General features: G+C 71.9%; 12 protein-coding genes and 1 pseudogene. 2 read left to right on the top strand and 11 right to left on the bottom strand.

What is annotated here, in order from left to right:
- From GUY60_RS10220 to GUY60_RS10260, 9 genes and pseudogenes are all read right to left on the bottom strand, one after another.
- Positions 1 to 240, bottom strand: a pseudogene (locus GUY60_RS10220) (hypothetical protein); the annotation flags it as partial.
- Entirely contained in the window at positions 237 to 3,077 is a 2,841-nt protein-coding gene (locus tag GUY60_RS10225) for an SCO1167/SCO6262 family helicase (RefSeq protein WP_246234636.1), read from the bottom strand. The pseudogene GUY60_RS10220 and the gene GUY60_RS10225, both read right to left, overlap by 4 nt.
- A 111-nt stretch (positions 3,078 to 3,188) precedes the next feature.
- A complete protein-coding gene (locus tag GUY60_RS10230; RefSeq protein ID WP_161696125.1) occupies positions 3,189 to 3,767 on the bottom strand; it encodes a sugar kinase in 579 nt (192 codons plus the stop codon).
- Entirely contained in the window at positions 3,768 to 4,931 is a 1,164-nt protein-coding gene (locus GUY60_RS10235) for an ROK family glucokinase (RefSeq protein WP_161696127.1), read from the bottom strand.
- A 151-nt stretch (positions 4,932 to 5,082) separates the two neighbouring features.
- Positions 5,083 to 5,895, bottom strand: coding sequence for an ATP-binding cassette domain-containing protein (locus tag GUY60_RS10240; RefSeq protein WP_161696129.1), 813 nt, complete (start codon positions 5,893 to 5,895; stop codon positions 5,083 to 5,085).
- Positions 5,892 to 6,953 carry an ABC transporter permease gene (locus GUY60_RS10245; RefSeq protein ID WP_161696131.1) on the bottom strand — a complete coding sequence of 354 codons (1,062 nt, stop codon included), beginning with the start codon at positions 6,951 to 6,953 and terminating at the stop codon, positions 5,892 to 5,894. The genes GUY60_RS10240 and GUY60_RS10245 overlap by 4 nt, the downstream gene beginning before the upstream one ends.
- Positions 6,950 to 7,951: a sugar ABC transporter substrate-binding protein gene (locus tag GUY60_RS10250; protein ID WP_161696133.1), complete on the bottom strand. Its 1,002-nt coding sequence runs from the start codon at positions 7,949 to 7,951 to the stop codon at positions 6,950 to 6,952. The genes GUY60_RS10245 and GUY60_RS10250 overlap by 4 nt, the downstream gene beginning before the upstream one ends.
- A 134-nt stretch (positions 7,952 to 8,085) precedes the next feature.
- Complete coding sequence (locus GUY60_RS10255) at positions 8,086 to 9,090, bottom strand: sugar ABC transporter substrate-binding protein (protein ID WP_161696135.1); 1,005 nt, start codon at positions 9,088 to 9,090, stop codon at positions 8,086 to 8,088.
- Positions 9,091 to 9,245: 155 nt separating this feature from the next.
- Positions 9,246 to 10,010 carry a GntR family transcriptional regulator gene (locus tag GUY60_RS10260; protein ID WP_161696136.1) on the bottom strand — a complete coding sequence of 255 codons (765 nt, stop codon included), beginning with the start codon at positions 10,008 to 10,010 and terminating at the stop codon, positions 9,246 to 9,248.
- 101 nt (positions 10,011 to 10,111) lie between these two features.
- On the opposite strand from GUY60_RS10260, the gene GUY60_RS10265 reads away from it, so the two are divergent.
- Positions 10,112 to 11,116 carry a Gfo/Idh/MocA family protein gene (locus GUY60_RS10265; RefSeq protein WP_161696138.1) on the top strand — a complete coding sequence of 335 codons (1,005 nt, stop codon included), beginning with the start codon at positions 10,112 to 10,114 and terminating at the stop codon, positions 11,114 to 11,116.
- 29 nt (positions 11,117 to 11,145) lie between these two features.
- Here GUY60_RS10265 and GUY60_RS10270 read toward each other — a convergent pair whose 3' ends face one another.
- Both GUY60_RS10270 and GUY60_RS10275 read right to left on the bottom strand, forming a co-directional pair.
- Positions 11,146 to 11,652, bottom strand: coding sequence for a hypothetical protein (locus GUY60_RS10270; RefSeq protein WP_161696140.1), 507 nt, complete (start codon positions 11,650 to 11,652; stop codon positions 11,146 to 11,148).
- A 5-nt stretch (positions 11,653 to 11,657) separates the two neighbouring features.
- Complete coding sequence (locus tag GUY60_RS10275; RefSeq protein ID WP_161696142.1) at positions 11,658 to 11,801, bottom strand: hypothetical protein; 144 nt, start codon at positions 11,799 to 11,801, stop codon at positions 11,658 to 11,660.
- A gap of 146 nt (positions 11,802 to 11,947) precedes the next feature.
- Between GUY60_RS10275 and GUY60_RS10280 the strand changes: the two genes are divergently transcribed.
- A complete protein-coding gene (locus GUY60_RS10280; protein ID WP_161696144.1) occupies positions 11,948 to 12,454 on the top strand; it encodes a GyrI-like domain-containing protein in 507 nt (168 codons plus the stop codon).
- Positions 12,455 to 12,482 lie beyond the last annotated feature (28 nt).

Below are 12,482 nucleotides of genomic sequence, written 5' to 3' on the forward strand. Positions count from 1 at the left end.
GGCCCCCACAGCCGATTCCGCGCCCCCCGTACCCTCCGTGCCCTCCGCGCTCTCCGCGCTCTCCGCGCTCTCCGCGCTCTCCGCATCCGAACGCCGCGCAGCCTCCGCCCGACGAGCCTCACGCAACGCGCGCCTGGCCTTCTCCGCGGGAGTCTCGGCGGAGGTCTCGGCGGAGGTCTCGGCGGAGGTCTCGGCGGCGGCCTGCTCCGGCGTCCCGACCTCGCCCCGTCGCGTACTCATGCGGGCCTCCGCAGCGAGATCAGATCCCCGAGTTCACGGTCCGTCAGCTCCGTGAGGGCCGACTCGCCGGAGCCCAGCACCGCGTCCGCGAGGGCGCGCTTCGCGACGAGCATTTCGGCGATGCGGTCCTCCACCGTGCCCTCGGTGATGAGGCGGTGGACCTGCACCGGCTGGGTCTGTCCGATGCGGTACGCACGGTCCGTGGCCTGCTCCTCCACCGCCGGGTTCCACCACCGGTCGAAGTGCACGACATGGCCCGCGCGGGTGAGGTTGAGGCCCGTGCCCGCCGCCTTCAGGGAGAGCACCAGGACCGGGGTCGCGCCGGCCTGGAACCGGTCGACCATCCGCTCCCGCTCAAGTACGGGCGTGGAGCCGTGCAGCAGCTCGACGGGCACCGCGCGGGCCGCCAGGTGCTCGGCGATCAGCTTGGCCATGCCCACGTACTGCGTGAAGATCAGCGTCGAGCCGTCTTCCGCGAGGATGGTGTCCAACAGCTCGTCGAGCAGGTCGAGTTTGCCGGAACGGCCGTCCAGGCGGACCGTCTTTCCGGGCCCGGCCTCCTTCAGGTACTGCGCCGGGTGGTTGCAGATCTGCTTGAGCGCGCCGAGGAGCTTGAGGACGAGGCCGCGGCGCGCGATGCCGTCGGCCGCCTCGATGGCCGCCATCGACTCACGTACCACCGCTTCGTACAGCGAGGCCTGTTCACGGGTCAGCGGCACCGGGTGGTCCGTCTCCGTCTTCGGCGGCAGCTCCGGCACGATGCCCGGATCGGACTTCTTGCGGCGCAGCAGGAACGGCCGGACGAGCCGCGCCAGCCGCTCCACCGCCTCGGTGTCCTGGCCTGCGGCCTCGGCGCCCTCCACCGCGCGCGCGTGCCGGGAGCGGAACGACTTGAGCGGGCCGAGCAGCCCCGGCGTGGTCCAGTCGAGCAGCGCCCACAGCTCGGAGAGGTTGTTCTCCACGGGCGTGCCCGTCAGGGCGATCCTGGCGGGGGCCGGGATGGTACGCAGCGCCTTGGCGGTGGCCGAGTTGGGGTTCTTGACGTGCTGCGCCTCGTCGGCGACGACCATGCTCCACGGCTCCTTCGCCAGGCGCGGCGCGGCGGCCCTCATCGTGGCGTACGTGGTGAGGACGAAGCCGCCGTCCAGGTCCGCCAGGGAGCGGCTCGCGCCGTGGTACCGCCGGACCGGGACGCCGGGGGCGAAGCGGGCGATCTCGCGCTGCCAGTTGCCGAGGAGCGAGGCGGGGCAGACGACCAGGGTGGGTTCGCGGCGCGCCCGGCGCAGGTGCAGGGCGATGAGCGTGACGGTCTTGCCGAGACCCATGTCGTCGGCGAGGCAGCCGCCGAGGCCGAGCGAGGTCATGAGGTCGAGCCAGGCCAGGCCGCGGAGTTGGTAGTCGCGGAGCCGGGCGTCGAGCCCCGGTGGCGGCTCTGCGGGGGCGAGGCCCGCGGTGAGGCGGTCGCGCAGCTCGGCGAGAGCGCCGACGGGGACGGCCTCGACCTCCTCGCCGTCGACCTCGGCGGTGCCGGTGAGGGCGACGGACAGGGCGTCGACCGGGTCGAGCAGGCCGAGTTCGCGTTTACGTGCCTTGCGTACGAGTTCCGGGTCGACGAGCACCCACTGGTCGCGCAGCCGCACGACGGGCCGGTGCGACTCGGCGAGCAGGTCCATCTCGGCCTCGGTGAGCGGGTCGCCGCCGAGCGCCAACTGCCAGCGGAATTCTAGGAGTTGCTCGGCCTCGAAGAACCCGGTGCCGTCGGTGGCGGAGCCCGGCGCGGACTGCACGACCGCGGCCGCCGACAGGTCCTGGGCGAGGTCGCGCGGCCAGTGCACGGTGACACCCGCGGCGCCGAGGCGTCCGGCGGCGGTGCCGAGCAGGTCGTACAACTCCGTCTCGGTCAGCGGCAGTACGTCCGGGGTGTCCTGCTCGGTGAGGCGTTCCAGGGGCGGCCAGACCCGCGCGGCGCGGCGCAGGGCGAGCGCGGCGTCCACGCGGGCGCGCGGCCCGAACGTGCCCTCCCCCTCGCCCGCCCACAGTGCGGCCGCGTCGATGACGAGGGTGGGGTCGGCGAGGCTGTGCACCTGGACGACGGCGGCCCCGGCGGAGCGGTCGTCGTCGCTGCGGTCGAACAGGGTGCGGCCGGACAGGTCGAGGCGGAGCGAGATGCGCACGCCCGCGTCCATCCCGGCGGCGGCCTCGGCGGCCCACGCGCGGGCGCCGGGCAGATGCTGCGGGGCGCGGGCCGCGAACGGGGCGCCCGCGGCGTGCTCGGCGGCCGGGGTGCGGGGCAGCGAGTCCGCGACCGCGTCGAGGAAGGCCCGCATCAGCGCTTCCGGTTCGGGCAGCTCCAGCGGGGTGCGGTCGTCGAGCGGGACGGCATGGCCCTCGTACGGCAGGGCGGCGGCCACCGCGCGCAGGTGCTCGATGTCGGCGGTGTCGAGCGGTCCCGCGCGCCAGGCGTCGTGATCGTCGGAGCTGAGTCCGGGCAGCAGCCGCCCGCCCGCCACGAGGCGCAGCGCGAGCCGGGCGGCGGCGCCCCAGCACGCGATGGCCGGGTGGGCGGCCGGGTGCCCGTGGGCGCGAAGGAGCAGGGGCAGCGCCTCGTCGACCGCGAGGGTCAGGGCGGGCACCTCGGCCCGGCGGACTACGGCGCCCCGGCCGCGTACCACCGTGAGGTCCAGGGGCCGCGCGTGCGCGCCGGAGGGTTCGGGCAGCGGTCCGCCCTCGGGGTCCCACAGGGCGATGCGGCCCTCGCGCGGGAGCGCGCCGGGCAGAAAAAGAGCGGCCAGGCGCAGCCGGGCGTCACGCACCTCTCCTGCGGGTGCTTCGGTCATGGCGCGGCTCATCTCCCCTCCCGGCATCGGTCGTCGTGCGGACGTCTACGACTGTACGGAGAGGCACTGACAATCGGCCGCGGCCCAAGCGCGGAGCGGTCACCGCACGGGTTACGGCTTGGCCAGCGAGACGATGTAGATCATCGGGTGCTTGGGGTCGGTGCGGTCCACGTACACGTCGTGGCTGGGCCGGGGCTCCGCCTGCTCGTGCGTCAGGCCGTAGTACGGACCAGGGTTCTTGTGGACCCAGCCGACGACGTCGCGGTCGCGCTGGCTGATCGGGTTGAAGCCCTTCTTGAGGTCGCCGACGTCCTTGCCCATCTTCGCGAGGACCTTGTCCAGGCCCTCGTTGCTGGTGCGGAACTGCAGGTAGAGCCTGCTGGTGCGCCAGTTGTTGGTCTCGTAGTACGCGACGCGCCGCGAGTTGTGCGGGATCGGCACCTCGTAGATCCGGCGCTGCAGACGCGCGGGCCAGTGGGCGGTGAGGCCGGTCGCGGAGTACTTCGCCTCCTTGTCGCGGCCGCTGTCCCGGCTCTGCCCGGCGGAGATCGCCAGATAGCCGGCGGGGACACCGATGAGCAGCACGATCATGATCGCCGTGAACCAGCGTCGGCGGAGCATGTGCTTCCGGTCCTCGGGCGGCCTCGGCTCCTCCGGCGAAGGGGACTGGCGGGGCACGGAGGTCGTCATCTACTTGTTTCCCTGGGTGTCACGGGCGGTGCGGGGGGTGCGGATCGCCTGCGCGTACCGCTCGTACCGCTCATAGCGTTCGAGGCGGCGCCGGTTGGCGCGGCGGAAGCGGCGGGCGACGAGGCGGGCCAGGTCGGCGGCGCCCACCATGCCGGCCTCCGGGCCGAGCTGGGCGCGGGCGATACGGGCCTCGGGGCGGTAGCCGCGGCCGGTGAGGTGGCGGCGGAACGCGTCCCTCGCGGGCCCGATCAGCAGGTCGTCGGCGGCGCTGACGCCGCCGCCGATCACGAAGCACGACGGGTCGAGCGCGGCCGCGAGGTTGGCGATGCCGACGCCGAGCCACTGGCCGATGTCCTGCAGCAGCTCGATGCACATGGCGTCGCCGTCGCGGGCCAGCTCGGTGATCAGCGGGCCGGTGATGTCGGAGACGTTGCCCTGGACCCGGTCGATGATGTTGTACGCGACCGGGGAGTCGGCGGCCGCCAGCTCACGGGCCTCGCGGACGAGCGCGTTGCCGGAGCTGTACTGCTCCCAGCAGCCGCGGTTGCCGCACGGGCAGCGGTGGCCGCCGGGCACGACCTGCATATGGCCGAACTCGCCCGCGACGCCGAACTGGCCGCGCTTGACCTGGCCGTCCTCCAGGATGGCGCCGCCGATGCCGGTGCCCAGGGTGATCATCACGAGGTGGTCCTCGCCCGCGCCCGCGCCGAAGCGCCACTCGGCCCAGGCGGCGGTGTTGGCGTCGTTGTCGACCATCACGGGGACCGCGAGGCGGGACTGCAGGGAGTCACGCAGGGGTTCGTTGCGCCAGGACAGGTGCGGGGCGAACAGCACGCGGTTGCGGTCGGCGTCGACCCAGCCGGCCGCGCCGATGCCGACGGCGTGCACGTCGTGCCGGTCGGAGAGGTCGAGCACCAGCTCGCAGATGGTGTCCTCGACGACCTTGGGGCTCTTGGACTTGTCCGGGGTCTCGGTGCGGACCTTCTCCAGGATCTTGCCGTCCGCGTCCACAACGCCCGCCATCACCTTCGTACCGCCGATGTCGATGCCGACCGTGGGCACGCGCGGGGCGGTGAGGTGGGAGCGGCGTTCGCGGGTGCCGACGGTCCGCAGGACGGTGGCCCGTGCGGAGCCGCGGTGGGCGAGGTCGCGGTAGGTGCTCATCGGGGCGATTCTGCCTTACCGCGCGGGGGCGGTGCATGGTGGCTTATGTCAGCTTTACGTGCGGGTCGCCTTGGGTGGCCTCTGGTGGGCCACCTGTACGCCGTCGTTCATCGCACCCGGCACCGTGGGCTGAGCAGAGCCCAGCCCACGGCTACTCCCCCTGCGCCCGCTCCAGCTCATGGCTCAGTTCGTCCAGCTCCGAGCCGCCCGCCATCTGGCGGGTGAGTTCGTCGAGGCCGATCTCGGAGCGGAGGTGGCTGCCGGCCATCGTGCCGCGCTTGAGGAGCACGAAACGGTCACCTACGAGGTACGCGTGGTGCGGGTTGTGCGTGATGAGCACCACGCCGAGGCCTGCGTCACGCGCGGCCGCCACGTACTTGAGGACGACCCCGGACTGCTTCACACCGAGCGCGGCCGTCGGCTCGTCGAGAACGAGGACCTTGGCCCCGAAGTGCACCGCGCGGGCGATGGCCACGCACTGACGCTCACCGCCGGAGAGGGTGCCGATCGGCTGGTCCACATCACGCAGGTCGATGCCCATACGGAGCAGCTCCGCGCGCGTGGTGCGGCGCATGCGGTCCACGTCGAGGCGCTTGAAGGGGCCGGTGCCCCTGGTCGGCTCGGAGCCGAGGAAGAAGTTCCGCCAGACCGGCATCAGCGGGACGACGGCGAGGTCCTGGTAGACGGTGGCGATACCGCGGTCCAGGGCGTCGCGCGGGTTGCTGAGCCGGGCCTCCTCGCCCTCGATGCGGAAGCTGCCCGCGTCGTGCTGGTGCAGACCCGCGATGATCTTGATGAGGGTGGACTTGCCGGCGCCGTTGTCGCCGAGCACACAGGACACCTCGCCCGCGTGCACCGTGAGGGAGACGCCTTCAAGGGCGCGGATGTTGCCGTAGTACTTGCTGACCGCGTCCAGCTCCACAAGGGGGGCCGGGGCGTTGTCCACCGGCTCGGGGGTGGTCATTTCGTGGCCTCCGCGCGCTTGCGGACCCAGTGGTTCAGGAGGGTCGCCAGGAGGAGCATCGCTCCGAGGAAGAACTTGTACCAGTCGGCGTTCCACTCCGCGTACACGATGCCCTTGCCGGTCATGCCGAAGATGAACGCGCCGAAGGCGGAGCCGATCGCGGAGCCGTAGCCGCCGGTGATCAGGGAGCCGCCGATGACGGCCGCCACGATGTAGATCAGCTCGTTGCCGACACCTTCGCCGGACTGCACCGCGTCGAAGGAGAACAACAGGTGCTGGCCCGACACCCAGGCGGCGAAAGCGACACCCATATAGAGGCCGATTTTGGTCTTGATGACAGGGACACCGACCGCGCGGGCCGCGTCCATGTTGCCGCCGACCGCGTAGATCCAGTTGCCCGCGCGGGTGCGAAGCAGCACCCAGGTGGCGATGGCGACCAGGGCGATCCACCACAGGATGGTGACCTTGAAGGCGACGCCTCCGATGGTGAACTGCGAGGCGAACAGCACCTTCGCGGACTCGAAGCCCTCCATGTCGGCGATCGACTTGGTGGAGACGGTGCCGCTGATCAGCTTGGTGAAGCCGAGGTTCAGGCCCGTCAGCATCAGGAACGTCCCGAGCGTGATGATGAAGCTCGGCAGTTTCGTACGGGTCAGCATGAAGCCGTTGAAGACGCCGATGGCGAGGGTGGTGAGGAGCGAAACCCCCACGCCCACCCAGACGTTCGCGGTCATCTGGTAGCTGAACATCGAGGAGATCAGCGCGGAGCTGGTCACCAGGACACCGGCCGACAGGTCGAACTCGCCGCCGATCATGAGCAGCGCCACCGGCACCGCCATGATGCCGATGGTCGACGAGGCGTACAGGACCGTCGACAGGCTGGAGGCGCGCAGGAAGCTGTCCGCCGCGAACGAGAAGAAGACGAAGACGGCGATGGCGCCGACGACCGCGCCGAGTTCGGGCCGGCCGAGCAGCTTGCGCAGAGCTGAGGTCTTCAGGAGCCGTTCGTCGGCGACCTTGTCCGAGGTCGGCGTCGGTGCCGGGGCAGTGGCGCTCATCGGGTCCCCCGCTTCGCGAACTCCTCCAGCTTGGCGGCGTCCTTCTCGGTGATGATCTGCGGTCCCGTCAGTACGGGCCGCCCGCCGCCGAGCACGTCGGCGTTGTACTTGTACAGCCACAGCAGGTCGACCGCCTCGTACCCCTGGAGGTAGGGCTGCTGGTCGACGGCGAAGCCGAGGGCGTGGGACTTGAGGCCCGCCGCGACCTTGGCGTTCAGGTCGAACGTGTCGATCTCGGCCTTGCTGCCCGCGTCGTCCTTGGCCTTGACGGCGGTGTCGGCGAACGGGGCGCCGAGCGTGACGACCGCGTCGATACCGGAGTCGGCCTGCAGCTTGGCGCTGATGCCGGACTGGACGTCGGGCATGTTGGTGCCGTCGACGTACAGGTTCTGCAGCGTGCCCTTGAAGGTCTTCTTGGTGCCCGCGCAGCGCTGCTCGTGGCCGACGTTGCCCTGCTCGTGCAGGACGCAGAGGGCCTTCTTGCGGCCGCGCTTGTTGAGCTCCTCGCCGACCGCCTCGCCCGCGATCTCCTCGTCCTGCCCGATGTGGGTGAGGGCGCCGAACTCCTTGGACTCGGCGGAACCGGAGTTCACCGTGATCACCGGGATGCCGGCCTTGCGGGCGCGGGCCAGGGCGCCCTTCATGGCGTCGGGTTTGGCGAGGGTGACGATCAGGCCGTCGACGTCCTTGTCGATGTAGGAGTCGACCAGCTGGGCCTGTTCCTTGCCCTCGTCGTGGTTGGCGTAGAGGAAGTTGATGTTGTCCTTGACGGCGGCCTGCTCGGCGCCGTTGCGGACGATGTCCCAGAAGGTGTCGCCGTCGCCCGAGTGGGTGACCATGCCGATCGTCCAGCGCGGGGTGTCGACTGCGGCCCTGCCCTGTGCCTGGGCCTTACGGGCGTCCTCGGCGCGCTTGCCGCCGGTGCTGCTGCACCCGGTCAGCGAGACGCCGACCACCGCCGCGAGCGCGATGCCTGCCCAGGTCCGAACTCTTGCCACGAAGTCGTGCCCTTCTCGCCGTACTGCTTGGTGGTGCCGTGGGGCGGGCCACCGGCTCGCCCCGAACGCCCCAGTATCGGTCACGGCGATCACCGGTGTGGGCAGCGGGGTCACCGGGTGCCTTTCGCCCTCGGTCATCGGGTCCCGTTCGCGGTGAGCTTCTCCAGCCTCGGGACGTCCTTCTCCGTGACGATGGCGGGGCCGGTGAGGACGGGCTTGCCGCCGCCGATGACATGGGCGTTGACGCGGTGCAGCCACAGCTCGTCGACGGCCAGATAGCCCTGGAGGTAGGGCTGCTGGTCGACGGCGAAGCCGATCTCCTTCGCCTTGAGCTGCTTGACGACCTCGGCGTTGAGGTCGAACGTGTCGATCTCCGCGTCGCTGCCGGAGTCCTCCTTCGCCTGCGCGGCCGCCTCCGCGAAGGGTGCGCCGAGCGTGACGACGGCGTCGAAGTCGGCGCCCGAGTCCAGCTTGGCCTGAACGGTGGACTGGGACTCGGGCATGTTGGTGCCGTTGACGTTGAGGTTCTCCACGGAGCCCTTGAACGTCTTCCGTACGCCCGCGCATCGCTCCTCCAGGGACACGTTGCCCTGCTCGTGGATGACGCACAGCGCCTTCTTCAGGCCGCGTGCGTTCAGCTCGTCACCGACGGCCTCGCCCGCGACCGCCTCGTCCTGCCCGATGTGGCTGAGTGCCCCGAACCGCTGCGAGAACTGGGCGCCCGAGTTGATGGTGACGACCGGGATGCCCGCGTCGGCGGCCTTGCGCAGCACGTCCTTCATGGCGTCGGGTTTGGCGAGGGTGACGATCAGCCCGTCGACCTTCTTGTCGATGTACGACTGGACCAGCTCGGCCTGTTCCTTGGCCTCCTTGTTGTTGGCGTAGAGGAACTCGACGTTGTCCTTGGCGGCGGCCCGTTTCGCGCCCTTCTGCACGATGTCCCAGAAGGTGTCGCCCTCGCCGGAGTGCGTGACCATGCCGATCTTCAGGCGCGGCCCGGACACCTTCCCGCCGGACACCTCGTCCGGCACGTCCTCGGCACCCTTGCCGCCCGAGCCACTGCACCCGGCCGCGAGCGCGATCACCGCCAGGCACGCGGTGAGACCTGTCGCTGTGCGGGCTGAACGCGCTCTACGCATGGTGGACCCACCCCATCTCCGGGCCGCCCGGTGCGGCTGGAGGTGTTCTAGCGGCGGGCGCGCGGGGGCGTCAATGAATGTGTCAGAACATACGGACTTGTTATCCGGCCCGGAACCGGCCCAGAACCGGTCCGGAACCGGCCCGGAACCGGTCCTCAGGGCCGTACGAGGAGCTGGAACTCGAAGGAGTAGCGCGAGGCCCGGTAGAGGTGCGAGCCGAACTCGACGGCGCGGCCGGTGTCGTCGAACGTCGTCCGGGCCATCGTGAGCAGCGGAGCGCCGCCCGTCTCGGCGAGCAGCTGGCCCTCGGCCAGGGTGGCGGCACGGGCGCCGACGGTCTGGCGCGCGCTGTGCAGCGTGATGCCCGCGGCCCGCATCAGGCGGTAGAGGCCGGTGTCCTCCAGGCGCGCGGAGTCCGGCGCGAAGCCGCCGACGGGCAGGTGGTTGCGGAGATACGCCATGGGCTCGTCGTGGGCGAGCCGGAGCCGCTCGATCCGGTGCACCTCGGCGCCCTCCGCGAGCCCGAGCGCGGCGGCGACCTCGGCCGACGCGGGTTCGATCTCGTTCGCCAGCACGCGCGTGGTGGGCCGTTGACCGGCCCCCTCCAGGTCGTCGTAGAGGCTGCTGAGTTCCAGGGGGCGCTTGACCTGGCTGTGCACGACCTGGGTGCCGACGCCGCGGCGGCGTACCAGGAGCCCCTTGTCGACCAGGGACTGGATGGCCTGCCGCACGGTCGGCCGGGAGAGCCCGAGGCGGTGCGCGAGGTCGATCTCGTTGCCGAGCAGGCTGCCGGGCGCGAGCCGCCCCTGCTCGATGGCCGCCTCCAACTGCTGCGCGAGCTGGAAGTACAGCGGCACCGGACTGGCGCGGTCCACGCCGAGCTGGAGCGCTTCGGTCTGACCGGCTGCTTGCTTGGGCACGCGCCGAGCGTAGCCCCGGGGGGTGTTGACGGGAAGTCCTGAAGTTTGGTTGTCCGGACAAATGCTGGACGTGCCAGGGCCGTCGATGCCAGGTTGGAGCCATGCGCATCGGACTCATCGGAACAGGTCGTATCGGTTCGTTCCACGCGGCGGCGCTGGCACGCCATCCCGCCGTGGACGCCCTGCTCGTCGCCGACGCGGCCCCGGAGCGGGCGGCGGAGCTCGCGGGGCGGATCGGCGCGAGCGCGGCCGCCGACGTGGACGCGGTGTTCGCGGGCGGGATGGACGCGGTCGTGATCACCGCGGCGACCTCCGCACACGCCGAGCTGATCGGGCGGGCGGCACGCGCGGGGCTGCCCGTGTTCTGCGAGAAGCCGATCGCGCTCGACATCGAGGGCACGCTGGCCGCGCTGCACGCCGTGGAACAGGCCGGTTCGGTGCTCCAGCTCGGCTTCCAGCGGCGCTTCGACGCGGGGTACGCGGCGGCCCGCGAGGCGGTGCGCGGGGGGCGGCTCGGCCGGCTGCACACCGTGCGCGCCCTCACCTCCGACCCGGCGCCGCCGCCCGCCGCGTATCTGCCGCTCTCCGGCGGGCTCTACCGGGACTGCCTGGTCCATGACTTCGACGCGCTGCGCTGGGTGACGGGGCGCGAGGTGCGTGAGGTGTACGCGGTCGGCTCGGACGCGGGCCCCGCGATGTTCCGCGAGGCCGACGACGTCGACACCGCGGCGGCCGTCCTCACCCTCGACGACGGCACGCTTGCCACGGCGACGGCGACGCGGTGCAACGGCGCGGGGTACGACGTACGGATGGAACTCGCCGGTGAGCGCGACCAGTTGGCCGTCGGCTGGGACGCGCGCACCCCCCTGACCTCAGCCGAGCCGACGGGACCGGCCGCGCCCGCCGACCCGTGGCCCGGCTTCCTCGACCGCTTCGCCCCGGCGTACGAGGCGGAGCTGGCGGCGTTCGTCGAGGTGGCCCAGGGGGTGCGGGAGAACCCCTGCGACGGCCGGGAGGCGCTGCACGCGCTGCGCATCGCGGAGGCCTGCGAGGTGTCCCGGCGGGAGCGGCGGCCGGTGCGGCTCACGGAGATCGAGGGCGGGTAGCCGCTTCGCGCGGGCACCAACAGGGCGTGTCAGTCGAGGAGTTGGACCGTAGGCGTCCTGCTGCTCGTCGCCACCGGCCGGGAGCAGTGCGCGCAGGGCCCGCTGACCGGCCGCTCCACGTTCGTCTGCACGCCGAACACACCGGAGGCGTTGCCCTCCTGCGGGCAGTCGTACCCGAGGTGCAGCCGCACCCACGGGTGCAGGGTCGGAGCGGTCGCGCGGTGCCCGGTCGCGGAGTCCGTGAACGGCGCCCACCAGAAGCTGACCACCGCCCGCAGCGCCAACTGGTCGGCACCCGAGGTCACATCGAAGGCGGCGATACGCGCGGGCGCGTAGTGGCTGGCCGCGCCCGTACGGCTGCCGCCGCACACGGCGCGCTCGGCGCCGAGTTCGAGCACGGTGGTGCGGGCGGCGCGCTCACAGACGAAGCAGTCGAGGGACAGTTCGATCTTGGAGTTCCAGCGCAGGTAGTGGAATCCCTCACCGCCCCCGGTGCGGCCGGTCACGTCGGCGCGGATCTCGACGTTGCGCTGCACGGTCGTCAGCCTCGCGCCGGGCGTACGTACGAGACGGCCGAACCGCCGGGCGACGGGCCGCACGCGCGCGTGGGACGGTGGAACGGCCGGGCGTCCAGGGCCTGTTCGGCGGCGGACAGAGCGGATCCGGGTGGCGGTGTCGTCGTCATCGTGCGGAGCTCCCCTGCTCGACGTCGCCCCGGCCGGACCGCGTGCGGCCGCCCGGGAGGCTGGCCCTCTCCCCTCATTCTGCGGGGCTCAGGCGCGTACGTCCCGTCGGCGTGCGGGGCGCCGCCCGCCCCGGCAGGATCGGCCCATGACGAAGCAACCCAGCATCGAGGAACGCTCCGAACAGCCCTTCGTGGGCGTCAGGGGCCTGGTCACCTGGAACACGTTCGGGCAACTGGCCGACCGGCTGCCGGAGATCGTCGGCTGGCTCGCCGAGCGCGACATCCCGCTGGCGGGCGGCCCGTTCTTCCGGTACGAGGTGTTCCGGCCGGACGACCTGGAGGCGGAGTTCGAGGTGGTGGCCGGGGTGCCGGTCGGGGAACGGGTGCGGATGCCGGAGGGCGACCTGTTCGCCGGGACGCTGCCCGCGGGCCGTTATGTGACGGTCTCTCATGTCGGGCACCCCGACGAGCTGGCGGGGGTGGCGTCGACGGCGCTGAAGTGGGCCGCCGCCAAGGGCCTCGACTTCGACATGCGCCCCTCGGCGGACGGCGAGGTGTGGGGCTGCCGCCTGGAGAGCTACCACACGGACCCGCGTATCGAACCGGACCCGCACAAGTGGGAGACGGAACTGGCGTTCCGGCTGCGGGACTAGCCCCACGACGCCGCCCCTGCGGCCCTGA

Origin of the sequence: Streptomyces boluensis, from assembly GCF_009908195.1 — a bacterium.
Lineage (GTDB): Bacteria > Actinomycetota > Actinomycetes > Streptomycetales > Streptomycetaceae > Streptomyces > Streptomyces boluensis.